The sequence below is a fragment of the Kluyvera sichuanensis genome, assembly GCF_014218705.1.
Classification (GTDB): Bacteria; Pseudomonadota; Gammaproteobacteria; order Enterobacterales; family Enterobacteriaceae; genus Kluyvera; species Kluyvera sichuanensis.
Map to the genome: position 1 here is coordinate 30,895 of NZ_JABBJF010000032.1, position 25,220 is coordinate 56,114.

Here is a 25,220-nt window from a genome sequence, read left to right on the forward strand (position 1 = left end):
CTGAGAGTTAAATACATTCACCATTCAAATGAGATCCTAACCATTCAATTCCATCTCAAATGATTCAGTAACGAAAGTTTACCATTTTCTCTTTCACTGATGCAGCAGTTCCGCTTTTGAAGCCGCTAAATTGCGAGCCGATACGCAAAGTGAGCGCGATTCAGACAAAGATAGCTAGTGAATCATCGGCTTATCCTACACTCTTTGTAGCTGATGTCGTCAGGCAGAGAAACAGCACAACGCACCGGGTTCAGGCGGGATTGCATTACGAAATGGTAAACGCCCGCCGCCCCTCTTGCGAAAAAATGCGGTGGTGCTAAGGTGAGCGCACAAAAAACAGATTTGTCTGCTTTTTTCTCCTGATTGCCTTCCTGGCATGTTGTTATCTTTTATCAAGGAACAAGTAGTATGCGCAAAATCGCATTTTTTATTGCGATGCTTTTGATGCCGTGCGTTTCGTTTGCTGGGTTATTAAGCAGCAATACGCCAACGACGCCTGTCAGCAAAGAATATAAGCAGCAAATGATGGGCTCCCCGGTCTATATCCAGATTTTCAAAGAGGAGCGCACGCTCGATCTCTTCGTCAAGATGGGTGAAACCTACCAACTCCTCGATAGCTATAAGATCTGCAACTACTCAGGCGGCCTGGGGCCGAAGCAGCGTCAGGGCGATTTCAAAAGTCCGGAAGGCTTTTACTCGGTGCAACGTAGCCAGCTGAAGCCGGATAGCCGTTTCTACAAAGCGATTAATATTGGTTTCCCGAACGCCTATGACCGCGCTCACGGTTATGAAGGGAAATATCTGATGATTCACGGTGCCTGTGTCTCAATTGGCTGCTACGCCATGACCGATTCCGGTATTGATGAGATCTTCCAGTTCGTGACCGCCGCGTTAGTCTTCGGTCAGTCGAGCGTTGAAGTCAGCATCTATCCGTTCCGCATGACAGATGCCAACATGCAGCGCCACAAATATTCGTACTTCAACGACTTCTGGCAGCAGCTTAAGCCGGGCTATGACTACTTCCAGCAGACGCATAAGCCGCCGATGGTGTCCGTGGTTGATGGGCGTTATGTCGTGAGCAAGCCGCTGAGCCACGAAGTGGTCCAGCCGCAGCTGGCGTCAAACTATACGCTCCCCGAGACAAAATAAGCGCCATTCACCTGGCATCACCTTGTGCCAGGTTTCATTCCCCGTCAGCGGTTGGGTTGCTATCACGGTAACCACATCGTTGGCGGTGGTCTCCTGCTGAAAATCGATTTCCACGTCCCTATCCAGAAGCTTCGCCACGCCAAACGGCGCACGGCGGGTGATCCAGTACAGGTTGGTTGAGCAGAACGCCATCACGTAGCGACCATCCGACAGCAGCATGTTAAACACACCCTTCTCACGCAGCTCATCCGCTAGCGAAGCAATGTATTTAAAGACCGCCTGCATGTTGCCCGGCGTGCGCGGATAGCGCTCGGTGAGCTTATGCAGCAACCAGCAGAAGGCTTTTTCGCTGTCGGTTTCACCGACCGGGCGGAACTGCCCCGTTTCCAGCGATTTATAGCCGGTGAGCTGCCCGTTATGGGCGTAGGTCCAGTTGCGTCCCCAGAGTTCGCGGGTAAACGGGTGGGTATTTTCCAGCGCCACCATTCCGCGATTCGCCTGGCGAATATGCGCAATGACGGAGCAGGACTTAATAGGATAGTCCTGCACCAGTTTGGCGATGGGAGATTGGTAGCTGGGCTGCGGATCTTTGAACGTGCGACAGCCTTTGCCTTCGTAGAAGGTAATTCCCCAGCCGTCTTTATGCGGCCCGGTGCCCCCACCGCGCTGGACTAGCCCGGTAAAACTAAAGCAAATATCGGTTGGCACATTGGCGCTCATCCCGAGCAGTTCGCACATATCACACCCCCACAGCTATCGGGGCCGGAGCCCCGAAAATCTTAAGCTTTAACCATCTCTTTTTCGATCAGCATGATCAGGATGTGAATCACTTTAATGTGAATTTCCTGAACACGGTCGGCGTAGCCAAAGTGCGGTACGCGGATTTCGATGTCCGCAGAGCCAGCCATTTTGCCGCCGTCTTTGCCGGTCAGCGTGATCACTTTCATCCCCTGCGCACGCGCCGCTTCAATAGCTTTAATCACGTTTGCAGAGTTGCCAGAAGTGGAGATCCCCAGCAGCACATCGCCCGCACGACCGACGGATTCAACGTAGCGAGAGAACACATATTCATAACCGAAATCATTACTCACGCAGGAAAGGTGGCTGACGTCGGAAATCGCAATCGCCGGGTAGCCCGGACGGTTTTCACGGTAGCGGCCGGTTAACTCTTCCGCGAAGTGCATCGCATCGCAATGAGAACCACCGTTACCGCAGGAGAGCACTTTGCCACCGGCTTTGAAGCTGTCTGCCAGCAGGACTGCTGCGCGCTGAATGGCGTGGATGTTGGCTTCATCTTTAAGGAAGTTTGCCAGCGTATCGGCCGCTTCATTCAGTTCGTTACGAATAAGATCCTGGTACATGAGGATAATCCTTCAGCATTAATAAAATTGTCATCGCTAGTGTACCGGATAGCGCCAGTGCAGAGAAGCAAGCACGAATCTATTCACCCGATGTTTGGATTTTTAGTGCGCTAAAAAGCAGCAACAATGTGAGCGAGGTTGTAATTATTTTGTAAATACATTGCTAAATAAAAACGCTTCAACTACAACCATAACATCACAAGTGGTCAGACCTCCTACAAGACAGGGGCATTTCTCTATGATGATTTTGAGTATTGTTTTAACCATTGCCGTACTCGGTGCACTCTTCTATCACCGTATTAGTTTGACGCTCGGCAGCGTGATTCTGCTGGCCTGGACCGCCGCTCTCGGCGCGATTGGCCTGTGGAACCTGTGGCTGCTGGTGCCACTGGCCATCATTCTGGTGCCGTTCAACTTTACGCCGATGCGTAAAGCGCTGATCTCAACGCCGGTGTTCCGCATGTTCAGCAAAGTGATGCCGCCGATGTCGCGCACTGAGAAAGAAGCGATTGATGCCGGTACCACCTGGTGGGAAGGCGACCTTTTCCGCGGCAACCCGGACTGGAAAAAGCTGCACAACTACCCGCGTCCACAGCTGACCGCCGAAGAGCAGGCGTTTATTGATGGCCCGGTTGAAGAAGCGTGCCGCATGGCTAACGACTTTGCTATCACCCACGAGATGGCTGACCTGCCGCCAGAGCTGTGGGCCTACCTGAAAGAGCACCGCTTCTTCGCGATGATCATTAAGAAAGAGTACGGCGGTCTGGAGTTCTCTGCTTATGCCCAGGCTCGCGTACTGCAAAAGCTCTCCGGCGTTTCCGGCATTCTGGCGATTACCGTCGGCGTACCGAACTCCTTAGGGCCGGGCGAACTGCTGCAGCACTACGGTACTGAAGAGCAGAAAGATCATTACCTGCCGCGCCTGGCGCGTGGTCAGGAGATCCCATGCTTCGCGCTGACCAGCCCAGAAGCTGGCTCCGATGCCGGTGCGATTCCGGATACCGGCGTCGTCTGCATGGGCGAATGGCAGGGCGAACAGGTTCTGGGTATGCGTTTAACCTGGAACAAGCGTTACATCACCCTCGCACCGATTGCGACCGTACTGGGCCTGGCCTTCAAGCTGTCTGACCCTGACAAACTGCTGGGCGGTGCGGAAGATTTAGGCATCACCTGTGCGCTGATCCCAACCAACACCCCGGGCGTTGAGATTGGTCGTCGTCACTTCCCGCTGAACGTTCCGTTCCAGAACGGCCCGACGCGCGGTCAGGATATCTTCGTGCCAATCGACTACATCATTGGCGGGCCGAAAATGGCCGGTCAGGGCTGGCGTATGCTGGTTGAATGTCTGTCCGTTGGTCGCGGTATTACCCTGCCGTCCAACTCGACCGGCGGCGTGAAATCCGTGGCGCTGGCAACCGGTGCCTATGCGCACATTCGCCGCCAGTTCAAAGTGTCGATCGGTAAAATGGAAGGGATTGAAGAGCCACTGGCGCGCATCGCAGGCAACGCCTACGTGATGGATGCAGCGGCTACGTTGATTACCTACGGCATTATGCTCGGTGAAAAACCGGCGGTACTGTCGGCTATCGTGAAGTACCACTGTACCCACCGCGGCCAGCAGTCCATCGTTGACGCCATGGATATTGCCGGCGGGAAAGGCATTATGCTTGGCGAAGGTAACTTCCTGGCGCGAGCTTACCAGGGTGCACCAATCGCTATCACCGTTGAAGGCGCGAACATTCTGACCCGCAGCATGATGATCTTCGGTCAGGGCGCTATTCGTTGCCATCCGTACGTACTGGAAGAGATGGCGGCGGCGCAGAACAAAGATGCCAACGCGTTCGATAAGCTGCTGTTTAAACACATCGGCCATGTCGGTAGCAACAAAGTGCGCAGCTTCTGGTTGGGTATCACCCGTGGCTTAACCAGCCCGACCCCAACCCGCGATGCTACCAAACGCTACTATCAGCATCTGAACCGTTTGAGCGCCAACCTGGCCCTGCTGTCGGATGTGTCGATGGCGGTACTGGGCGGTAGCCTGAAACGTCGTGAACGCATCTCCGCCCGTCTGGGTGATGTGCTGAGCCAGCTGTACCTCGCCTCTTCCGTCCTGAAGCGCTATGACGATGAAGGGCGTAATGAAGCAGATTTACCGCTGGTGCACTGGGGCGTTCAGGATGCGCTGCATCAGGCAGAACAGGCGATTGACGACCTGCTGAAGAACTTCCCAAACCGCTTTGTCGCAGGGGCAATGCGCGTGGTTATCTTCCCGACCGGCCGTCATTACAACGCGCCGTCCGATAAGCTGGACCACAGCGTCGCAAAAATTCTGCAGACGCCGAGCGCCACCCGTTCCCGTATCGGCCGCGGTCAGTATCTGACCCCGAGCGAACACAACCCGGTTGGCCTGCTGGAAGAAGCGCTGGTTGATGTTATGGCAGCCGACCCTATCCACCAGCGTATTTGCAAAGAAATTGGCAAGAACCTGCCGTTTACCCGCCTGGATGAACTGGCACGTAACGCGCTGGCTAAAGGTTTGATTGACCAGGAAGAAGCGGCCATTCTGACCAAAGCAGAAGTTAGCCGACTGCGTAGCATCAACGTTGACGACTTTGCTCCGGACGAGCTGGCGACGAAGCCGGTAAAGCTGCCGGACAACGTGCGCAAGGTTGAAGCCGCGTAACGTTCGCATCACTGAGCTTAAAGCCGGATACCTTCCACGTATCCGGCTTTTTTATTAGCGCTGTTTCCCCACCCCATCAAGCGCCTCGGTAACGGGGCTCAGCAAATAGCTCAGCAGCGTCCGCTTCCCGGTGGTGATTTCCGCCGTTACCTGCATTCCCGGTTCCAGCATGATCGTCTTGCCATCCACGGGCAGGGAATTTTTATCCAGATCGATAATCGCCTTATAAATTAACCCGAGATCTTTATCTTCCGTCGCATCTGCCGATATTCGATTAAGACGCCCGGACACCCAGCCATAACGAGTAAAATCAAACGTATCTATTTTGACCGTCACCGACTGGCCGCGGTGCAGAAAACCGACATCGCTGTTGCTGACGGCCACCTCGGCGCGCAGCGTTTCATTGTCGGGCACGATACGCAGTAGCTCCTGCGGTGCATCCACCGCCGCACCGGCGTCGCGGAACATCAGCGCATCAACAACGCCAGCCACCGGCGCTCGCAGCGTATACTGAGCTATTTGCGCTTCGAGGTCCTGTTGCTGTTTTTCCAGTACTCGGTTTTCATGCTGCTTATCAGAAAGATCCTGCTCCGCCTGCTGCACTTTCGCCACCACGCTGGCGCGATATTCGGTTTCCGCCTGTTGATAGCTAACATCCATCTCAACCAGTTTGGCGGTAGCGCTCTCCAGATCGTAGCGTGCCTGGGTAAACTGCTTTTGCATCTCCAGCATGCTATCCCGGCTGGTAAGCTGTTTTTGATGCAGCGTAACCAGCGCGTTGTACTGCTCCCGATAGATAGGTAAAAGCCGTTCAGACTGAGATTTCTGCGTTTGGTAGCTTTTTTTCTGCGCTTTGAGCACTGCCATTCTGTCTCGCAGCACGGCCTTCTCCTGGCGATCGTTTTCAATCTCAACGGCAAGGCGAGCGGAAAGCTGCTGCGCTAACAGCATATCCTCTTGAAACAGTGTCTTCGGGAGCGTTGTTGCGGCGTTATGCTCCTGAAGGTGTTCACGCAGCAGCGTTAAGCGGGCAATGTGAAAGCGGTTAATCTTCTGGCGCAAAGTCACTTCACCCATTCGGGCATCCAGCGCGTGGCTATTTAAGCGAATGAGGACCTGCCCTTTCTCCACGTGCATACCATCATGCACAAGGACGCTTTCAATTTCGGCCAAAACGGCGCTGCTCACGGGGCGGGATAATTCGCTGACCACCACCTTTCCCCTGGTGACGGCGACAATATCGATATTGCTGCAGGCGGCCCATACAATGGCGACCACCAGCAGCGCCATAATGACCCACAAAATAATACGGCCAACGGGCGACGGCGGCGTCTCCTGAATTTCCAGAATCGCAGGCAGGAATTCACGATACTTTTGCGTATTCATACCGCAGCCTCCTGCAGCTCATGCAGCCGGGCATAGAGTCCTTTCGATGACAGTAAATGCTGATGGGTGCCCTGCTCGGCTATTTTCCCTTTTTCCATCACGATAATGCGGTCGGCCGGGCGTAAGGCGGAGAGACGGTGGGCAATAATAAAGACCGTTCTGCTGTGGCATATTTCCGCCATATTGCGTTGAATAATATGTTCAGATTCGTAATCCAGCGCGCTGGTTGCCTCATCAAAAATCAGGATCCGCGGATTGGACATCAGCGCCCTGGCGATGCCGAGGCGTTGTTTTTGCCCCCCGGACAGACGGCTACCGGCTTCGCCCACCGGGGTGTCGTAGCCTAGCGGGAATTCACTGATAAAATCATGCGCCCCAGCCAGCATCGCCGCCTTCATCACCTCTTCAAGCGGCGCTTCTGGCATGGCCAGCGCGATATTGTCGCGAATCGAGCCGCTAAAGAGCTGCGTTTCCTGGAGAACCACGCCAATCTGCCGACGAAGCCAGTGTGGATCGGCCTGAGCAATATCAATCCCATCAATAAAAAGCTGGCCCGCCCCCGGCGTGCATAGCCGTTGAATTAAGCGCGTCAACGTACTCTTTCCTGACCCCGAACGCCCGGCAATGCCAATAATTTCTCCGGGCCGAACGGATAACGTCACGCTATCAATCACCGGGGCATCGCCTGGCTGCCAGGCGAAAGAGACGTTGGCTAATTTCACCGCCCCTTTAATCTCCGCCAGAGAGGTACTATTTTCCTGATGCTCGGTGGGAACATTGAGGATATCTCCCAGCCTTTTGACGGAAATGGAGACCTGTTGAAAATCCTGCCACAGCTGCACCAGGCGAAGAACAGGGCCCGTCACCTGCCCGGAGAACATATTAAAGGCAATCAGCGCTCCAACGGTTAGCTCCGATTCAATAACCTGCTGCGCCCCATACCAGAGGATCGCAATACTCGTTATTTTGCTGACAAAGCGTGAAATTTGGTTGGTGATATTGCCGAGATTTTGGGTTTTAAAACAACTCGTCACAAAGGTGGCAATCTGTTCGTCCCAGCGCCGGGTCATCAGGTTTTCAACCGCCAGCGCCTTAACGGACTCCATCCCCGTTAGACTCTCAACCAGGAAAGCCTGATTTCTGGCCCCTTGTTTGAATTGCTCATCCAGCCGTTTACGCAGAACCGGGGTGATAAAGGCGGAGAGGAGGATGTAAGGGATCAGCGAGGTAATAACGATAAGCGTTAACGGCAAGCTGTAAAACGCCATGACCGAAAAAAAAACCAGCGTAAACAAAAGGTCCAGACATAGCGTCATGGCGCTACCGGTCAGAAATTCACGTACCGTTTTCAATTCGTGGACGCGGGCCACGATAACGCCGGTCTGGCGCTGTAAAAACCAGTTCAGAGGTAGCGCCAGTAGGTGGCGATAGAGTAGCGAGCTGAGCGTGGCGTCAATACGCTGCGAGGTATGGGCCAATTGGTAAGAACGCAGCCCATCAAGAATGACATCAAATAGCGAAACAAAGAGCATACCAAGCGCTAAGACATCCAGGGTGGTTAAACTTTGGTGGGTCAATACTTTATCGACCACCACCTGGAAAAACAGCGGGGTCACTAATGCAAGCAACTGAATAAAAAAAGAGGCCAGCAGAACTTCGCCTATCAGTTTTTTATAGCGCCAGAAAGCGTCCGCAAACCAACGTAAATTAAACTCTGAACTCAGTCGTTCCAGCGAAAAACGGCGGGCAAACAGAAATCCTGAATATCGGACGTTTGGCTCAGGGATAAATGATTCGGGGGAAGCGCCATCTCGTTGAATAAGCCACTCGTCTCCTCGCACAGCCAGTAGTATCACATGGCCGATATCGGGCAGTTCAACCAGGGCGGGTAAGACGATTTTCCCTTTTACCTGAAACCGTCGGAAATGGCGGCATTTTAGCCCCGTCTGGCGAACGGCCCGCACAAACTGGACGGAAATTTCATGAAGTTCATCGGTGGCAAACTGCTCCTGCAGGGCAGGAATATTAACCGCGATACCATAATAGCGAGCAATTGTTGCAAAACCACGCCATACATCCTGATGGGTAACAGCCATAACAATAATTCACATCCCAGTGAGAAAACTATTGCCCGCACATGCGGGCAATTCCGATTATGCACACATTAGCGAACGCACCGTCGTGCGAGAGGTACTCAACACCGGCGTTGCATCACCAACGCTATCTTCACTGCCCTCATCTCCCCCAGAGAAGGTCGCCATCAGTTCACGCATTTGCTGAATTGATACTGGCGCCTCAGCGGGTGCCGCTAACGGAAGCTGGATACCATCTTCAAGGTGGTTAAGAATATCCTCTGGCTGCCAATCAGTGCCGTCGGCAAAGGTGATATGTTCGACACGGAATCTTGATGAGGAGAAATAACTTTTGATCGTGACGCGATCGTCGCTTCCGGAAAATCCGATCAGCAAATCGTTTCCACTCCGCTGGATGATGGCGCGGTCTGCTTGTATTGCTGCGCCAAAACGAAGTGTGTCGCTGTCGCTACTGCTGCTGTAACTTTCAACAATCGTGTCCTGACCGTCGCCAGCGTTGAACAGATAGGTGTCGCTACCGTAGCCGCCCGTCAGCCAGTCATTTCCCGTGCCGCCCGCCAGCAGGTCATTGCCGTCCCCGGCGCTCAGCCCGTCATTTCCTTCGTCACCGTATAAGCGATCTGCCCCTTTGTTCCCCCAGACCTCATCATTGCCGCCGCCGGCGTGGATCTCCGTGCCGGACTCATAGGTCCACAGCGTCTGCGCGTTATCGGTCCCTGCAATCAGCATTGCCTTCACCGTTTCGACATCCCAGACCGTGCCGTCCGCAAAGACAATCTCTTCCACCCGGTAGCGGGTACCCTCTCTGTAAAAATAGTCTTTCAGCCTGAGGCTGTCGGTACCGTCACCGAAGGTGAGCCATAAATCATTTGCGGTGCGCGTCAGACGCGTATTTTCCGCCAGCAGACCATCGCCCAGAACCATACGGTCAATGTCCGCGCTGTTGCTGTAGCTTTCAACAATGGTGTCCTGGCCATCGCCAGCGTTGAACAGGTAGGTATCGCTGCCGTAGCCCCCCGTCAGCCAGTCATTTCCCGTGCCGCCCGCCAGCAGGTCATTGCCATCCCCGGCGCTCAGCCCGTCGTTTCCTTCGTCACCGTATAAGCGGTCTGCCCCCTTATTCCCCCAGACCTCATCATTGCCGCCGCCGGCGTGGATCTCCGTGCCGGACTCATAGGCCCACAGTGTCTGCGCGTCATCGGTCCCTGCAATCAGCATTGCCTTCACCGTTTCCACGTCCCAGACCGTGCCGTCCGCAAAGACAATCTCTTCCACCTGGTAGCGGGTTCCCTCTCTGTAGAAATAGTCTTTCAGCCTGAGGCTGTCGGTACCGTCACCGAAGGTGAGCCATAAATCATTTGCGGTGCGCGTCAGACGCGTATTTTCCGCCAGCAGACCATCGCCCAGAACCAGACGGTCAATGTCCGCGCTGTTGCTATAGCTTTCAACAATGGTGTCCTGACCATCGCCAGCGTTGAACTGATAGGTATCGCTGCCGTAGCCCCCCGTCAGCCAGTCATTCCCCGTGCCGCCCGCCAGCAGGTCATTGCCATCCCCGGCGCTCAGCCCGTCGTTTCCTTCGTCACCGTATAAGCGATCTGCCCCCTTGTTCCCCCAGACCTCATCATTGCCGCCGCCGGCGTGGATCTCCGTGCCGGACTCATAGGCCCACAGCGTCTGCGCGTTATCGGTCCCTGCAATCAGCATTGCCTTCACCGTTTCCACGTCCCAGACCGTGCCGTCAGCAAAGACAATCTCTTCCACCCGGTAGCGGGTACCCTCTCTGTAGAAATAGTCTTTCAGCCTGAGGCTGTCGGTACCGTCGCCAAAGGTGAGCCATAAATCATTTGCGGTGCGCGTCACCCGCGTATTTTCCACCAGCAGACCATCGCCCAGAACCAGACGGTCAATGTCGTCGCTGTTGCTGTAGCTTTCAACAATGGTGTCCTGACCATCGCCAGCGTTGAACAGGTAGGTATCGCTGCCGTAGCCCCCCGTCAGCCAGTCATTTCCCGTGCCGCCCGCCAGCAGGTCATTGCCGTCCCCGGCGCTCAGCCCGTCGTTTCCTTCATCACCGTATAAACGGTCGGCCCCTTTGTTCCCCCAGACCTCATCATTGCCGCCGCCGGCGTGGATCTCCGTGCCGGACTCATAGGCCCACAGCGTCTGCGCATCATCGGTTCCGACAATCAGCATTGCCTTCACCGTTTCCACGTCCCAGACCGTGCCGTCCGCAAAGACAATATCTTCCACCTGGTAACGGGCACCCTCTCTGTAAAAATAGTCTTTCAGCCTGAGGCTGTCGGTACCGTCACCGAAGGTGATCCATAAATCATTTGCGGTGCGCGTCACCCGCGTATTTTCCGCCAGCAGACCATCGCCCAGAACCAGACGGTCAATGTCCGCGCTGTTGCTGTAGCTTTCAACAATGGTGTCCTGACCATCGCCAGCGTTGAACTTATAGGTATCGCTGCCGTAGCCCCCCGTCAGCCAGTCATTTCCCGTGCCGCCCGCCAGCAGGTCATTGCCATCCCCGGCGCTCAGCCCGTCGTTTCCTTCGTCACCGTATAAGCGATCTGCCCCCTTGTTCCCCCAGACCTCATCATTGCCGCCGCCGGCGTGGATCTCCGTGCCGGACTCATAGGCCCACAGCGTCTGCGCGTTATCGGTCCCTGCAATCAGCATTGCCTTCACCGTCTCCACGTCCCAGACCGGGCCGTCCGCAAAGACAATCTCTTCCACCTGGTAACGGGCACCCTCTCTGTAGAAATAGTCTTTCAGCCTGAGGCTGTCGGTACCACCCTCGAAGGTGATCCATAAATCGCTTCCGGTACGTGCCAGCCGCGTATTTTCCACCAACAGGCCTTCCCCCAGGATTAGCCGGTCAATATCATTACTGTAACTGTGACTTTCAATAATGGTATCCTGCCCGTCGCCGGCGTTGAACAGATAGGTATCACTGCCGTAACCACCATCTAACGTATCGTTGCCCGCTGCCCCCCAGAAATAATCATTCGTTCTATTTCCGCTCAGATAATTGTCTCTCAGGACATCATCGCCGTCCCCTCCGGAAAATATCTTATCTCCTGCAATTCCCAGGCGTTCGCGCTCATCGGCAAAAGCAGGCATATACGTTAACTGGTCATAAAAGACATGACTGACCGACAAATAGCGGCCGATATCTGTTTTCATTAATGTATTAAGATGAACTTCAAAAGCCTCAAAATTTAAGGTAAAACCGTTGGACTCAGAATTAATTTGCAAACCAATATGAGAAAGATCTTCACGGTAGACTGTCTGTGCCAGCAAACTAGCCTGAATATAATCGGCAAACTTAGCGTATTCTTTATTCAGGAGAGCGCCTGCATTTCGTAGAGGATCAACAGTACCATTTTTAATGTTCTGATAATTATCTCCCGTCGCTACTTCCAGCACTGCCAGATAGCGTGCATCAATATAATCACCGCGACTATCGGATGCGATATCATTTACGCCTGCCCAGGTAAAAATAATATCCTGTAATAATGAATCAACATCAGGACTTAGAGGATCGGCAATAAATCGCTCGATTAAGGCACGTAATTCAGCATTTTCACTCATTGCAACATGTAGATCTGCCATGTTGCCAAAACCGCGAATATAAGGCAACTGGCGAATATTACGAGGAATATCTACATCGGAGATATATCGGGTATTTCCCATATTAGCAGCGAACCAGACATCAGCAGATTGATTAATGGTACCATCCCGCATGATAACCGTGCCCGTTTGCTTATGTGCATTACCCTGTTGGTCAACGAGATTTGAGTTTTTGTACCCTGTATTAATGGCGGCTATCCCCGCATCTTCAAGAGAAAGTAACTCACCTTCATCCACTGAAGCATTACCATTACGATCCTGCCAGACCTGGAGTTGCTGCCAGGCCTCGTCATCTTGATTAATTATACCGTCCTGATTACTGTCCAGTTCCTGTAACGCCGCGTAGCCATTTTTCGCCAGCGAACCATCATTTAGTCGCGTATTGCTACCAAACAATTCTTGACCAGTATCTATTTCGCCACTGTTATTGCGGTCCAGTACTAAAAGGCCATCATCAGCTCCAACCCAACCCGTGTTTTCCGCAAACTGATTGCCATCGTGATCGAAGAAAATACCATCTTGTAAACTACGGGTTTCGATACCATCACCATCAAGGTCGAGAATGATAGGACTGGTGGTTTTTTCAGGGGTGGCCATATCTGGTGCTAAAAGATTAGGAAAACTATTTGGAGGAATTAGCCAACTATTACCTTCAGGATCACACAAGCCATACTTCTGAACAGCCCCCAATAGTGCTCGCCCCATACCCACACCAACATCAGAGGTAAGGAATGATGCCACCCCCAAAACAGTTGCTAAACCAGCAATAACTGGATTTCCTGTGTAACCAGAAACAAGCAGAGCAATATCAGAACTAGCACCGAGCCAATCACTCAGAGTGTCTTCGCCTTTACGATATTTGTCGAAAAGAATACTAACCGATGCTACACCACCGACTTTTCCACTAACAACAGAAACAAATTGCGATGGCAATTTAGATTTACCAATAATTTCTGCTATGCTTTGTACTAGATCAACAACTGCACCAGTAACATCACGCCCATATGATTCCCCATAATATTTAACATCCTTAGCATTGTGTATAGATGATATTAAATCACTCATTTTAATTCTCCATAAAGAACTATACTAATAAATGATAAATTAATTGATATAGCAGAAATTATAATCATAATGATTTTTACTAAATCAAGAAACCTCAAATAAGAAGGTTGTTTTCCATATGTTAATGAGTTTCCTGATTTATCCTTACCGAATAAGAAAATAATTGCAATCGCGACTGCCAATAGCATTGAAGCAAGTGATGAATACACACAAACAATTATCGCAACAGATGTTAATGCGCTACTAGCCTTTACGAAAGAAAGCAGTGCAATAAATTGTAATACGACAAAAACAAAAAAAGTAATCCACAACCACATACAGTCCTCCCTGTTGATAGATAAAAATACCACAAAACCTCATAATCTATAAAAATAAAAAAAACACACACAAACAAAACCAATATAAAAATTGAATGCAACCAAGCGGATTAATTCACCATGCATTCGTAAATATTTCTATTATTACATTTTAAAATAGCAATGAATGATAAATAGATTTTAATTATAAATAAAACTATCCCCCAACCTATGCAAAAATAAGTTTAAAATATATTAAAAATAAGTTTAAGCTAAACATAGCTCACTTATGATTCATATCAGACATCCTCTCATTCCCCACCAGCCGTGCTACAGTGTAAAAACACAGTTCAACGAGGAGCATGGTCGTGCCTGCGTTAAAAATCACTTTGCTACAACAGCCACTTGTGTGGATGGACGGCCCCGCAAACCTTCGCCACTTTACCCGGCAGATGGAAGGTATTACCGGGCGTGACGTGATAGTCCTGCCGGAAATGTTTACCACTGGCTTTGCGATGGAAGCCGCTGAACAATCGCTGTCGGAAAATGAGGTCGTGGCCTGGATGCAGGAGCAGGCAGTGCGCACCAATGCACTGATTGCCGGCAGCGCGGCGCTGCAGACGGGCGTTGGGGCGGTAAACCGTTTTCTGCTCGTCGAGCCGGAAGGCCGCGTGCATCGCTACGATAAACGGCATCTGTTCCGCATGGCAAATGAGCATCAGCACTATATTGCTGGCGATAAGCGCGTGGTGTTGACGTGGCGTGGCTGGCGTATTCTGCCGCTGGTGTGCTACGACCTGCGTTTCCCGGTGTGGTCGCGTAACCGTAACGACTACGATCTGGCGCTGTATGTCGCCAACTGGCCTGCGCCGCGCTCTTTGCACTGGCAGGCGCTGTTGACGGCGCGGGCGATAGAGAATCAGGCTTATGTGGTGGGATGCAACCGCGTCGGCACCGATGGCAACGGCCATCACTATCGTGGTGACAGCCGGATTATTACCCCGCAGGGTGAGATTCTGGCCACCGCCGAACCGCATCAGGCCACGCGTATCGACGGCGAGCTTTCACTTTCGGCCCTACGGGAATATCGCGAGAAGTTCCCCGCCTGGCAGGATGCCGATCCCTTCGCGCTTGGGGGATAGTTTTAGACAAACATTCGCACCGCGCAGTAAATCAATAATGCCGCCAGCATCCAGTTAAGCTGGCGGCCATAACGTTGAAATACCCGCTGAAAAAGATGCCCCGCCAGCGCCCAGCAAACATTGCCAAATACCCCGATCGCCGCCAGTAAAATACTCACGGCCACAACCCAGTGCCACTCTCGCGTATAGGGCAGCACAAAGGTCGACAACGCCGTAATGCCGTAAAGAATAATTTTCACATTCACAAACTGTAGCCCGCAGCCGGCCCAGAAGCTGACCGGTGGCTGGCTGGCATCACTACCGCCAGGGGCGCTCATGGCGATACGCCAGGCGAGCCAGACGATATATGCCGCACCAACAATACTTAACCAGTGCGTCATCGCCGGGTCGAGCCTGACCAGCGAAAAGGTCAGCCCCGCGCACAGCAGCATAATGACTAAAAAACCCGCCCCCATTCCTGCCAGCACGCGCGAACTCTGGCGGAATCCGTGAGTAGTGACGGCGTTAAGCGCCAGAATATTGTTCGGTCCGGGGGTCAGCGCGGTGATCAGGGTATAGGTAAAAAAGGCACTTATCAGGGTTGAAGTCACTTGTTATCTCCTTAGTTTTGCCTGACAGTACCCGAAGCCAATTATTTAAAAAAATGAATGTTTTCTAATTAAAAATTCGAATTTATCGATATATGAGGTCACGATGGATTTACGCCGCTTTATTACGCTGAAAACCGTGGTGGAGGAAGGTTCATTTCTCCGCGCGTCGCAAAAACTCTGCTGCACCCAGTCGACCGTTACCTTTCATATTCAGCAGCTTGAACAAGAGCTGTCGATGCAGCTATTTGAGAAAATTGGTCGTCGGATGTGCCTGACCACTGCCGGGAAAAACATCCTGCCGCACGTTTATGAGCTGACCAACGTTATCTCCTCTATTCGCCAGGCGGCCCATCAGGACACCGAGCCGACGGGTGAACTGCGCGTGGCGACGGGCGAAACCCTGCTGGCCTATAAAATGCCGCAGGTGCTGCAGCGCTTTAAGCAGCGGGCGCCGCAGGTGAAACTGTCGCTGCAATCGCTGAACTGCTACGTCATTCGTGATGCGCTGCTGGACGATAAGGTTGACCTCGGGGTCTTTTATCGGGTTGGGAACGATCGGGCCTTAACGATGCGCCATTTTGGCGAGCAACCGCTGGTACTGGTGGCATCCCCCGAATTTCATGGCTACGACTTCACTCGTCAGGATCAGCACATTCCGGTGAGCTTTGTGATTAACGAGCCTCAATGTATTTTTCGGCAGATCTTTGAAAGTACGCTGCGCCAGCGGGCGATCACCATGGGAAATACCATTGAGCTGTGGAGTATTGAGAGCATTAAACAGTGCGTGGCGGGGAATCTTGGCGTGTCGTTTCTACCGCGTTTCACCGTCGAGCGCGAACTGGCAAGCGGTGAACTTCAGGAACTTCCGTTTAGCCCAACACCGATGAAGATAAACGCCCTTTGCGCGCATCATGCCGGAAAAGCCGTTAGCCCTGCTATGCAGGTGTTTATAGAGTGTATGGTGGAAATGCTGGGGGAGAAATAAAAGTGAGGGGCTGGAAACGACGAAAGCCCGAATCATTGCTGATTCGGGCTTTCTGAAAGTGGCGGAACGGACGGGACTCGAACCCGCGACCCCCTGCGTGACAGGCAGGTATTCTAACCGACTGAACTACCGCTCCGCTGTGTTCCCTTGGGAACGAGGCGAATATTACGGATTCCCCAGCAAACCGTCAACGCTTTTTCTCTGGTTTTGAATCGTTTGCTGCAAAAATCGCCCACACGCTTATTTTCCCAGCAAAAACAGCCGTTTTACGACCGCCAGAGGCAGCTTCCACCTTTTTTCTGCACCAGGTCGAGGCGCGATTCATGATTCGCCAGCTCTTCATCAGTGGCATAAACCACGCGTAACTTACTTGCCGCACGTACAATACGCTGAATACCGGCATCTCCCACCTGCTGCTGCGCTTCGCCTTCCATCGCAAATTTAATCGAGGTCTGCCCGCCGGTCATGGTCAGATAGACGTCTGCCAGAATCTGGGCATCGAGCAGTGCGCCGTGCAGCGTACGCTTGGTGTTGTCTATTTCATAACGTGAGCAGAGCGCATCGAGGCTGTTACGCTTGCCGGGGAACATCTTCCTCGCCAGCGCCAGGCTATCGGTCACTTTGCAGAAGGTATTGGTTTTTGGAATACCGCGGTTGAGCTTACTAAACTCATAGTCCATAAAGCCGATATCGAACGAGGCGTTATGGATGACCAGTTCCGCGCCGCGGATGTAGTCCATAAACTCATCGGCCACGTCGGCAAAGGTTGGTTTATCCAGCAAAAACTCATCGGCGATACCGTGAACGCCGAAGGCTTCAGGATCCACCAGCCGATCGGGTTTGAGGTAAACGTGGAAGTTGTTGCCGGTTAAACGACGGTTTATCACCTCGACGGCACCGATCTCGATGATCTTGTGGCCTTCATAGTGGGCACCGATCTGGTTCATACCGGTGGTTTCGGTATCCAGAACGATCTGTCGTGTAATTGCAGTGCTCATATCAGTCATTTATGTCAGACTTGCCGTTTAACTTTGATTGCAGATACAGGAAGTCTACCAGAGATGCTTAAACAGGTAGAAATTTTCACCGATGGCTCTTGCCTCGGTAACCCAGGCCCAGGTGGATATGGCGCCATTCTACGCTACCAGCAGCGGGAGAAAACCTTCAGCGAAGGCTACCGTCTGACCACCAATAACCGCATGGAAATGATGGCGGCCATCGTGGCGCTTGAAGCGCTGAAAGAGCCATGCACCGTGGTGCTGAGCACCGACAGCCAGTATGTTCGCCAGGGCATCACCCAGTGGATCCACAACTGGAAAAAACGCGGCTGGAAAACGGCGGATAAAAAGCCGGTGAAAAACGTCGATCTCTGGAAGCGGCTGGACACGGCCCTCGGCAAACATGAAATTCGCTGGGAGTGGGTTAAAGGCCACGCCGGCCACCCAGAAAACGAACGCTGCGACGAGTTGGCGCGCACGGCAGCCAACTCACCCACGCACGATGATGTTGGATATCAGCCGGAGGCTTAAGCGTCCGGTTTACGATACTGCCGCGTCGCGCCTACGGCCTGCTGAATGCGGTTTTTGGCTTTATTCTGCCGCATCGGGTTAAGCGTAAGCGGAATCGTCCGCTTGCGCGCTACGATCACCTGCAGGCACCCCAACGCAGGTAAATGCGTGCTAAGCAACGCCCCGCCCTGCTTTGCCCAGGGAAGTACCTGGAACCGGCTTTGATGCATCACTTCAAAATTCAGTAGCGCAAGCCAATCCAGTTGACGCATCAGGGTAAACATCCGGCTGTTGTAGGGCGTCGATTTTCGCAGCACCGGAACCAGTTTACGCAGCCCCATCAGGCTCACTGGGTTAAAACTGGTAATAATCAACCAGCCATCATCGATGAGCACGCGGTCAGCTTCACGCAACAGGCGATGGGGATCGCTGCACCAGGGCAGCGTGTGCGACAGCAGGCAGGCATCCACAGATTTCTCCGCAAACGGCAAATGCAGAGGGTCAGCTTTCACCTGCATCGGGTTGCCTTCCAGCGAAACATTGACCTGATGAGAGATAGCGCAGGCTTCGGTGTTGATCTCTGCGCTGAGGTTTCCCACCTTAAGCAGGTGAAAACCGTACAGCTTGCCCAACCAGGGTTTCAGTTGACGATCGATAGCCTCGCGATAATATTCACCCCAGGGCATTTGCGCCCACGAGACAGGCGCTGAGACTGTTTGAGGTATCCTTGCCGGTTTCATCACAACCTTCCCTACGCGTTTAAGAGGTAACAAATGAATCTTAACAGTATTCCGGCCTTTCAGGACAACTACATCTGGGTTCTTAATGATGAAACGGGCCGTTGTTTGATCGTCGATCCGGGCGATGCCGTGCCGGTACTTGAAGCGATCAAAACGAATAACTGGCATCCCGAGGCGATCCTGTTAACGCATCATCATAACGATCATGTCGGCGGCGTCGGCGATCTCGTTAAGTCTTATCCGAATATTACTGTTTATGGCCCTGAAGAGACTCACAACAAAGGGGCAACAAAAATAGTGGCCGACGGCGACTGTATTCACATCCTCAACCAGGATTTTCACGTTTTCGCCACGCCGGGCCACACTTTAGGACATGTCTGTTTCTATAGCGCCCCGTGGCTTTTTTCCGGTGATACCCTGTTTTCCGGGGGCTGCGGGCGTCTTTTTGAAGGCACGCCAACCCAGATGTATCGGTCGTTGCAGAGAATTAACATGCTGCCCGAAGAGACGCTGATTTGTTGCGCCCATGAGTACACGCTCTCCAATATGACCTTCGCGCTGAGCGTTTTACCGCATGATTTGTTCATTAACGAATACTATCGAGAAGTGAAGGAGTTACGTGCGAAAAAACAAATTACACTCCCCACAACTCTGAAAAAAGAGCGCCAGATTAATCTCTTTTTAAGAACGGATGATATTGATTTAATTAACGAAATAGAGAAAGAAACAAAGTTGCTACAATCTGAGCAGCGTTTTGCCTGGTTACGGGCAAAGAAAGATAACTTCTGATACTTCCGGGTTGCGTTTTCGAAAGTTCGTCGTTATCATCGGTCGTCTTTTAAGCAACTATTGACACACACATGAAGGCAAAAGCGATATTACTCGCCTCTGTCCTGCTCGTGGGTTGCCAGGCTTCACAGCAGGGTAACGTCCAACAGCACGCACAGAGCCTTTCTGCGGCTAGTCAAGGGGAAGCAGGTAAGTTCGCAAATCAGGCACGTTGGATGGACGATGGGACATTCGACATGCAGAACCAGGATTTGTGGGCTTACATTGGCGACGAGCTAAAGATGGGAATCCCGGATAACGCCCGGGTTCGCGAACAGAAACAGAAGTACTTACGAAATAAGAGCTATCTCCACGATGTAACTTTACGGGCAGAGCCGTATATGTACTGGATAGCCGGGCAAGTTAAGAAACGTAACATGCCAATGGAACTGGTATTACTACCCATAGTGGAGAGCGCTTTTGACCCGCACGCAACGTCTGGTGCCAATGCCGCAGGCATTTGGCAGATCATTCCGAGCACAGGGCGAAATTACGGTCTGAAACAGACCCGCAGTTATGACGCACGTCGTGACGTCGTTGCTTCCACAACGGCAGCACTGGATATGATGCAGCGCCTGAACAAAATGTTCGACGGCGACTGGTTATTAACCGTGGCGGCGTATAACAGCGGCGAAGGCCGTGTAATGAAAGCAATGAAGGTGAACAAGGCCCGTGGTAAACCCACCGACTTCTGGTCACTGCCGTTGCCTCAGGAAACGAAATTATACGTACCGAAGATGCTGGCTTTGAGCGACATCCTCAAAAACAGCAAACGCTATGGTGTTCGTCTGCCTACCGCAGATGAAAGTCGTGCACTGGCACGCGTACGCGTTGATAGTCCGGTAGAGATCTCACAGCTGGCCGATATGGCAGGTATGCCCGTCAGCAAGCTGAAGACCTTTAATGCGGGCGTCAAAGGCTCTACGCTCGGTGCAAGCGGCCCGAAGTACGTGATGGTGCCACAGAAGCATGCGGATCAGCTGCGTGAATCCCTGGCCTCCGGTGAGATTGCCGACCTCCAGCCCACGCTGGTTGCTGACAACACGCCGATGACCAGCCGTAGCTATAAGGTACGCTCAGGCGACACGCTGTCAGGTATTGCTTCACGTTTAGGCGTGAACGCGAAAGATCTACAGCAGTGGAATAACCTGCGTGGCAGCAATCTGAAAGTCGGTCAGAGCTTAACGGTGGGTGCGGGCAGCAGCGCTGCGCGTCTTGCCGATAACAGCAGTATTACGTACCGCGTACGCAAAGGTGATTCGCTCTCGAGCATTGCCAAGCGCCACGGCGTGAACATCAAAGATGTGATGCGCTGGAACCGCGATACTGACAATCTGCAGCCGGGCGATCAGCTAACGTTGTTTGTGAAAAACAACGACCGTCCTGATTCCTGACAGGCAACCATTAAAAAAGGCACCGTTTCCCCCGGTGCCTTTTTTTATTTCCCCTGCCCTATTTTGCCGGGCTAAATTCCACAATGAGCGGATTATGATCGGAAGCTTTAGTGACCAGAACCGAGGCATCCGTCACGCTTAGCCCACGGTAGAATACAAAATCTAACGGACGACCAAACGCGCGACGGCGCTGGTCATCATCAAAACGAACGGGGCGCAGCGACATATCGCGAGCAAACCGGTATAGCGCATTCATACGCGGGCGACTCCAGGCGTTGAAATCTCCTGCCATAATCACCGGGCCACTGTGCTGGGCAATCTGTTCACCGATAGGCATCAACTGCTTGCTATAGACGTCCACACCGAGGCTAAAGTTAACCGCATGAATGTTGACGACCATCAGCAGGCGCGCGTCAGGAAGTGGGTAAACGGTCACTAACGCCGACTTGGCCAGTCGCAGAATGGGCTCGCGTTCGCGCAATGGGCAGCAGTAAATGGGATGAGCAGCAGACAGCGTCATCACGCCTGAGGGATGATGCGGCAGCGCAAATGCGGGAACCTGATCGGCGGCAAGATAGTTAGTAGTTGCAAACTTTACCAGCTCTGGCGTCGTCTGCGCTTCCTGTAATAGGACCAGATGGGCATCTTTACCGAACTTATTTAGCACCGATAGCCACTCAGCCCGCTGCTGCTTAAAGATGTTCCACACCAGGATGCGAATGTTTTCTTCCGTGCTTAACGGCTTACCCACCGAGAGTGCCTGGCTAATGCTGGTATAAGCGCCGGGAGGAGGCAGAATTCGCTCCGCTGGCTGTCCGGCAATATAGCGCATGGCGTAGGTATTTTTTCGCACTTTCTTTTATAACCTCAATAACGAAAGAACCCGCCTGATTCCAGGAAGGTTCTTCTGTTATAGGGGCTTTTGCCCACGGTTTCAACGCTATTTGTGATAAAGCTGCGTGAACTTCTGTAAGCGCTCGCTTACTCTTAAGCCTTACCCCAGCGCGACACGTGCGGGCCTATCCAGGCGACCACTCAGGCCGGTCAGCAACAATGCCCCCACAACAATCAGCGCACCAATCCACGGCGTTTGCGCCAGACCATAATGCTCTACCGTCTGGCCACCCACCACGGAACCGATGGCAATCCCGACGTTAAAGGCGGCGATATTCAGACCAGAGGCTACGTCTACTGCGGCCGGAGTGTATTGCTCCGCTTTCTGCACGACATAAACCTGTAAACCCGGTACGTTGCCAAAGGCAAAGACTCCCATCACAAGGATAGTGGCAAGCGCCGCGTACTGAATGGATGCCGTGAACTGGAACACCAGCAACAGTGCTGCCAGCGCCGCGAAGATAAACTTCAGTGCCGGTACTGCGCCGTGTTTATCCGCCAATTTACCTCCCCAGATGTTCCCAATCGCTACCGCCACGCCGTAGCCCAGCAGGATCCAACTCACCGCGTTCGGTGTAAAGCCGGCCAGATCCTGCATCATCGGTGCCAGGAAGGTAAAGGCCGTAAAGACGCCGCCATAACCTAATGCCGTAATGGCGTAAATCATCAGTAAACGCGGGTGAGTCAGTACTTTCACCTGATCTGCCAGGCTTGCAGGCGCACGCCCTGGGATATTACGTGGGATCAGTACCGCACTGGCAATCAGGGCAATCACTCCGAGCAGAGAAACAGCAAGGAAGGTTTCCCGCCAGCCAAAGTGCTGGCCGATAAATGTCCCCATAGGTACACCGGTCACCAGTGCAACGGTCAGGCCACCGAACATAATGGCAATCGCCGATGCCGCCTTCTCTTTAGGCACCAGACTGGTCGCAATGGTCGACCCAATGGAGAAGAAGACGCCGTGAGCCAGACCGGTCAGCAAACGTGCGACAACCAGCGTGGCGTACCCTGGTGCCTGCCAGGCTAGCAGGTTACCGATGGTAAACAGTACCATCAGCGCCAGAAGCAACTGTTTACGCGGCAGTTTACCCGTCAACGCCGTCAGCACCGGTGCGCCAATAGCAACGCCCAGGGCATAAATAGAAACCAGCATCCCTGCGGAAGGCAGAGAGATGGCGAGTTGTTCAGCAATCGTCGGCACCAGGCCAACAATGACAAATTCAGTTGTGCCAATTGCGAAGGCACTGATCGTTAAGGCTAGAAGCGCCAGCGGCATAATTTACTCCACATCATCAGTATTAAGATGACACGTAGTATGCCGGGGTGTTTAAATAACAAAAATATTCAAAATCTCAATAGAATTTTGCTTCAGGTGCAATAATGAGAGCGACATCAGAAGAAATTGCCATTTTCGTGGCGGTAGTGGAAAGCGGCAGCTTCAGCCGTGCCGCTGAACAACTCGGGCAAGCCAACTCGGCGGTAAGCCGGGCAGTGAAGAAACTGGAATCAAAGCTCGGCGTGAGCCTGCTTAACCGCACTACGCGTCAGTTGAGCCTAACCGAAGAGGGAGAGCGTTATTTCCGCCGCATGCAGGTTGTGTTGCAGGAGATGGCAGCGGCCGAGAACGAGCTGCTGGATACGCGTAACACGCCGCGAGGCCTATTGCGCGTGGATGCCGCCACACCGGTGATGCTGCACTTCCTGATGCCGCTGGTGAAGCCCTTCCGTGAACGTTACCCGGAAATGACGCTTTCGCTGGTCTCCTCCGAAACCTTTATCAATTTGATTGAGCGTAAGGTCGATGTCGCGATCCGCGCTGGAACCCTGACGGATTCCAGTCTGCGCGCCCGTCCGCTGTTTAGCAGCTACCGGAAGATTATTGCCTCACCGGAGTATATTGCCCGCTACGGGATGCCAGAGAACGTTGTCGACCTCAAAGAGCATCTTTGCCTGGGCTTTACAGAGCCATCCTCGCTGAATACCTGGCCCGTTTACTGCTGTGACGGCCAGTTTATGGAGATTAGCGGTGGTATTTCGTCAAACAGCGGTGAGACGCTTAAACAGCTGTGTTTACACGGTAACGGTATTGCCTGTCTGTCGGACTATATGGTGGATAAAGAGATTGCTAGCGGGGAATTTGTTGAGCTGCTGGCCGATAAACGGCTGCCGGTAGAGATGCCGTTTAGCGCGGTGTACTACAGCGACCGTGCGGTGAGTACGCGTATCAGGGCGTTTATTGATTTTCTTAGCGAGTATGTGAAAAGCAATCGGTAATGCGGCAATAGGGAGATCCCGGCGTCGGCGTAAACGCCTCGTCCGGGCTACCAGAGGGTTGCAGCCCGGACGAGTTACGTTACCCATTTGGGCTATTTGAGGGTTGTAGCCCGTGACACTGGGTTTATCGCGTAGTTAGTCCCACTCTGGGGCCAGACCTTCCGGGCTTACCAGGCGGTCGTTGCAATCCAGTGCAGCGATCGCTTTTTTATCGTCAGCATCTAATTTCAGATCCAGCGCCAGCAGGTTGCTCGCCAGGTTTTCACGCTTGGTTGAAGATGGGATCACCGCATAGCCTTCACCCATTGCCCAGGCCAGAATAACTTGCGCTGGCGTCGCATTGTGTTTCTTCGCAATTTGAGCAATCACTTCATCTTTCAGTGCTTTACCGTAGGCCAGCGTCATGTAAGAAGTGATGTGAATACCATGCTCTGTTGCCCAATCCACCACCTTACGGTTCTGCAGATACGGTGACAGTTCAATCTGGTTGGTTGCAATATTTTCGACGCCAACGGCAGCAATAGCGCGTTCCATCAGCGGAATAGTGAAGTTGGAAATACCAATCTGACGCGTCAGGCCCTGCTGTTTTGCTTCCAGCAGCGCAGCCATGAATTCTTCTACCGCCACGGCATCATTTGGTGATGGCCAGTGGATCAGCGTCAGGTCAACGTAATCGGTGCGCAGCTTCTGCAGGCTCTCTTTGAGGCTTTCAACCAGCTTGTCTTTGCTCAGGTTTTCGATCCAGATCTTGGTCGTGATGAACAGTTCATCACGTGCCACACCGCTTTCAGCAATGGCCTGACCAACAGCAGCTTCGTTGTCATAGATCTGTGCGGTGTCGATAGTGCGATAGCCCAGCTCAAGAGCGGTTTTAACGGACGCGATAACAACATCATCTTTCAGGCGGAAAGTGCCGAGGCCAAGTGCAGGGATTGTCATGATTTTCCTCTTTATTTATCAATATTGGTTAACGAAAACCATTATGACGAATGAGAGGATCGGGAAAAAGATCGTGAAACGCAGAGGATTTTTGCTAAAACAGCAATAATTAAACGACAAGCAAAGAAAAAGCCCTGAGCAATTATGCTCAGGGCTCTTAATAAGTGGCGGAACGGACGGGACTCGAACCCGCGACCCCCTGCGTGACAGGCAGGTATTCTAACCGACTGAACTACCGCTCCACCGAATTTCTT

General features: G+C 52.7%; 19 protein-coding genes, 2 tRNA genes and 1 pseudogene. 8 read left to right on the forward strand and 14 right to left on the reverse strand.

From position 1 onward, the window contains the following. The first annotated feature begins 408 nt into the window (after positions 1–408). Positions 409–1,149, forward strand: coding sequence for a peptidoglycan meso-diaminopimelic acid protein amidase (gene dpaA / locus HII27_RS22745; RefSeq protein ID WP_185669674.1), 741 nt, complete (start codon positions 409–411; stop codon positions 1,147–1,149). Here dpaA and HII27_RS22750 read toward each other — a convergent pair. Both HII27_RS22750 and lpcA read right to left on the reverse strand, forming a co-directional pair. Continuing rightward, on the reverse strand, positions 1,120–1,887 hold the full coding sequence (locus HII27_RS22750) for a class II glutamine amidotransferase (protein WP_185669675.1): 768 nt from the start codon (positions 1,885–1,887) through the stop codon (positions 1,120–1,122). The two genes, dpaA and HII27_RS22750, sit on opposite strands and share 30 nt — an antisense overlap. A gap of 41 nt (positions 1,888–1,928) precedes the next feature. After that, a complete protein-coding gene (gene lpcA / locus HII27_RS22755; RefSeq protein WP_035894459.1) occupies positions 1,929–2,510 on the reverse strand; it encodes a D-sedoheptulose 7-phosphate isomerase in 582 nt (193 codons plus the stop codon). Positions 2,511–2,748: 238 nt separating this feature from the next. On the opposite strand from lpcA, the gene fadE reads away from it, so the two are divergent. Next, entirely contained in the window at positions 2,749–5,193 is a 2,445-nt protein-coding gene (gene fadE / locus HII27_RS22760; protein ID WP_185669676.1) for an acyl-CoA dehydrogenase FadE, read from the forward strand. 54 nt (positions 5,194–5,247) lie between these two features. On the opposite strand, the gene HII27_RS22765 is transcribed toward fadE, so the two are convergent. From HII27_RS22765 to HII27_RS22820, 4 genes are read right to left on the reverse strand one after another with little or no spacing between them, the layout of a single operon-like run. After that, entirely contained in the window at positions 5,248–6,579 is a 1,332-nt protein-coding gene (locus HII27_RS22765; RefSeq protein ID WP_185669677.1) for an HlyD family type I secretion periplasmic adaptor subunit, read from the reverse strand. Next, positions 6,576–8,675, reverse strand: a complete 2,100-nt coding sequence (locus tag HII27_RS22770) for a type I secretion system permease/ATPase (RefSeq protein WP_185669678.1) — start codon at positions 8,673–8,675, stop codon at positions 6,576–6,578. The genes HII27_RS22765 and HII27_RS22770 overlap by 4 nt, the downstream gene beginning before the upstream one ends. A 57-nt stretch (positions 8,676–8,732) precedes the next feature. Further along, on the reverse strand, positions 8,733–13,376 hold the full coding sequence (locus HII27_RS27450) for a calcium-binding protein (protein WP_317983864.1): 4,644 nt from the start codon (positions 13,374–13,376) through the stop codon (positions 8,733–8,735). Then, positions 13,373–13,693, reverse strand: coding sequence for a hypothetical protein (locus HII27_RS22820; protein WP_185669679.1), 321 nt, complete (start codon positions 13,691–13,693; stop codon positions 13,373–13,375). Before HII27_RS22820 ends, HII27_RS27450 begins: the two co-directional genes overlap by 4 nt. 347 nt (positions 13,694–14,040) lie before the next feature. Here HII27_RS22820 and HII27_RS22825 point away from each other — a divergent pair, with 347 nt between their 5' ends. After that, positions 14,041–14,814 (forward strand): amidohydrolase, encoded by a 774-nt coding sequence (locus tag HII27_RS22825; RefSeq protein WP_185669680.1) that lies wholly within the window; start codon positions 14,041–14,043, stop codon positions 14,812–14,814. A gap of 2 nt (positions 14,815–14,816) precedes the next feature. Here the strand turns inward: HII27_RS22825 and eamB are convergent, their stop codons facing one another. Continuing rightward, positions 14,817–15,404, reverse strand: a complete 588-nt coding sequence (eamB, locus tag HII27_RS22830) for a cysteine/O-acetylserine transporter (RefSeq protein WP_185669681.1) — start codon at positions 15,402–15,404, stop codon at positions 14,817–14,819. A 103-nt stretch (positions 15,405–15,507) separates the two neighbouring features. Here eamB and HII27_RS22835 point away from each other — a divergent pair, with 103 nt between their 5' ends. Further along, on the forward strand, positions 15,508–16,389 hold the full coding sequence (locus tag HII27_RS22835; protein ID WP_185669682.1) for a LysR family transcriptional regulator: 882 nt from the start codon (positions 15,508–15,510) through the stop codon (positions 16,387–16,389). Between the two features lie 59 nt (positions 16,390–16,448). Here HII27_RS22835 and HII27_RS22840 read toward each other — a convergent pair. Further along, positions 16,449–16,525, reverse strand: a tRNA-Asp gene (locus tag HII27_RS22840). Between the two features lie 130 nt (positions 16,526–16,655). Then, positions 16,656–17,387, reverse strand: a complete 732-nt coding sequence (dnaQ, locus tag HII27_RS22845; protein ID WP_223883280.1) for a DNA polymerase III subunit epsilon — start codon at positions 17,385–17,387, stop codon at positions 16,656–16,658. On the opposite strand from dnaQ, the pseudogene rnhA reads away from it, so the two are divergent. Continuing rightward, positions 17,341–17,918, forward strand: a pseudogene (rnhA, locus tag HII27_RS22850) (ribonuclease HI). The gene dnaQ and the pseudogene rnhA overlap by 47 nt on opposite strands. Here rnhA and HII27_RS22855 read toward each other — a convergent pair. After that, complete coding sequence (locus HII27_RS22855; RefSeq protein WP_185669684.1) at positions 17,915–18,637, reverse strand: class I SAM-dependent methyltransferase; 723 nt, start codon at positions 18,635–18,637, stop codon at positions 17,915–17,917. The pseudogene rnhA and the gene HII27_RS22855 overlap by 4 nt on opposite strands. 33 nt (positions 18,638–18,670) lie before the next feature. On the opposite strand from HII27_RS22855, the gene gloB reads away from it, so the two are divergent. Further along, a complete protein-coding gene (gene gloB, locus HII27_RS22860; protein ID WP_185669685.1) occupies positions 18,671–19,426 on the forward strand; it encodes a hydroxyacylglutathione hydrolase in 756 nt (251 codons plus the stop codon). A gap of 71 nt (positions 19,427–19,497) precedes the next feature. After that, positions 19,498–20,859: a murein transglycosylase D gene (mltD, locus tag HII27_RS22865; RefSeq protein ID WP_185669686.1), complete on the forward strand. Its 1,362-nt coding sequence runs from the start codon at positions 19,498–19,500 to the stop codon at positions 20,857–20,859. 58 nt (positions 20,860–20,917) lie between these two features. Here the strand turns inward: mltD and HII27_RS22870 are convergent, their stop codons facing one another. Together HII27_RS22870 and HII27_RS22875 are read right to left on the reverse strand one after the other, a co-directional pair. Then, on the reverse strand, positions 20,918–21,712 hold the full coding sequence (locus HII27_RS22870; protein WP_185669687.1) for an endonuclease/exonuclease/phosphatase family protein: 795 nt from the start codon (positions 21,710–21,712) through the stop codon (positions 20,918–20,920). Between the two features lie 141 nt (positions 21,713–21,853). Then, positions 21,854–23,029, reverse strand: a complete 1,176-nt coding sequence (locus HII27_RS22875; protein ID WP_185669688.1) for an MFS transporter — start codon at positions 23,027–23,029, stop codon at positions 21,854–21,856. A gap of 104 nt (positions 23,030–23,133) precedes the next feature. Here HII27_RS22875 and yafC point away from each other — a divergent pair, with 104 nt between their 5' ends. Continuing rightward, positions 23,134–24,027, forward strand: a complete 894-nt coding sequence (gene yafC / locus HII27_RS22880; RefSeq protein ID WP_185669689.1) for a DNA-binding transcriptional regulator YafC — start codon at positions 23,134–23,136, stop codon at positions 24,025–24,027. A gap of 135 nt (positions 24,028–24,162) precedes the next feature. On the opposite strand, the gene dkgB is transcribed toward yafC, so the two are convergent. Both dkgB and HII27_RS22890 read right to left on the reverse strand, forming a co-directional pair. Then, positions 24,163–24,966 carry a 2,5-didehydrogluconate reductase DkgB gene (gene dkgB, locus HII27_RS22885; protein ID WP_185669690.1) on the reverse strand — a complete coding sequence of 268 codons (804 nt, stop codon included), beginning with the start codon at positions 24,964–24,966 and terminating at the stop codon, positions 24,163–24,165. Between the two features lie 165 nt (positions 24,967–25,131). After that, a tRNA-Asp gene (locus tag HII27_RS22890) sits at positions 25,132–25,208 on the reverse strand. Positions 25,209–25,220: the final 12 nt, after the last annotated feature.